1 protein-coding gene is annotated in these 1,000 nt (G+C 64.6%); it reads left to right on the top strand.

Annotation, left to right across the window (positions count from 1 at the left end; all coding sequences use genetic code 11):
* Nucleotides 1-114 precede the first annotated feature (114 nt).
* Nucleotides 115-942, top strand: a complete 828-nt coding sequence (gene istB, locus OOZ63_RS28880; protein ID WP_266009330.1) for an IS21-like element helper ATPase IstB — start codon at nt 115-117, stop codon at nt 940-942.
* Nucleotides 943-1,000 lie beyond the last annotated feature (58 nt).

Here is a 1,000-nt window from a genome sequence, read left to right as displayed (position 1 = left end):
GCTGGCCCGGCTCAAGGACGGCCAGGTGGCACCGATCGAGACCGGCGCCCCGAGTCTGAAGGAAGAACCCCGCGCCGATGTACAGCGCTACGACCGACTGAGGGAGGCACGCCCATGAGCACCGAGATCGTCACGCGCCTGAAGGCGCTCAAGCTGCACGGCATGGCCGCCAACTGGCCCGAGCTGCTCGCGCACTGCCGCCACGCTGCGTTGGAGCCTGAGGCTCTGGTGGACCAGTTGCTGAAGGCCGAAGGGGCCGAGCGACAGGTGCGCTCGATCGGCTACCAGATGAAGGCCGCGCGCTTCCCCGCGCACCGCGACCTCGCAGGGTTCGAGTTCGGCAACAGCACCGTCGATGAAGCGCTGGTGCGCAAGCTGCATAGCACCACCTTCACCGAAACCGCGCACAACGTCGTCTTCATCGGCGGACCCGGCACCGGCAAGACACACCTGGCCACAGCGCTGGGCGTGGAGGCCATCCAACGTCACGGCAAGCGCGTGCGCTTCCACTCAACGGTGGAACTGGTCAATGCGCTGGAGGCCGAGAAGGCGGCCGGCAAGGCCGGCCAGATCGCGCACCGAATGATGTACGCCGACCTGCTGATCCTGGATGAGCTGGGCTACCTGCCGTTCAGCCAGGCCGGCGGCGCACTGCTGTTCCACCTGCTGTCCAAGCTCTACGAGCACACCAGCGTGGCGATCACCACCAACCTGAGCTTCGGCGAATGGAGCAGCGTCTTCGGCGACGCCAAGATGACCACGGCGCTGCTGGATCGGCTCACTCATCACTGCCACATCGTCGAGACCGGCAACGAGTCCTGGCGCTTCAAGCACAGCAGTTCAACGGCGGCCACGCGGAACAGGCCCAACCCACGCAAGAAAGGAGCTTCATCCAACGAAGAGAATCAAACCCAATCTACTGACGCAGGCACCTTGGGGTAGCCTCTAGCTGTGGGTCAGTATTGCGTGATCGCGATGGATCAGTTCGATGCGATCGCCA

It is taken from the genome of Paucibacter sp. PLA-PC-4 (assembly GCF_026241155.1).
In the GTDB taxonomy this organism is placed as follows: Bacteria; Pseudomonadota; Gammaproteobacteria; order Burkholderiales; family Burkholderiaceae_C; genus Roseateles_E.
Note: the sequence above shows the minus strand (reverse complement) of the source record. Positions and strands in the feature narration are given on the sequence as shown.

Excerpts from the sequence above, each read along its gene's own strand:
- istB (WP_266009330.1), top strand. The coding sequence starts at position 115 with ATGAGCACCGAGATCGTCACGCGCCTGAAGGCGCTCAAGCTGCACGGC.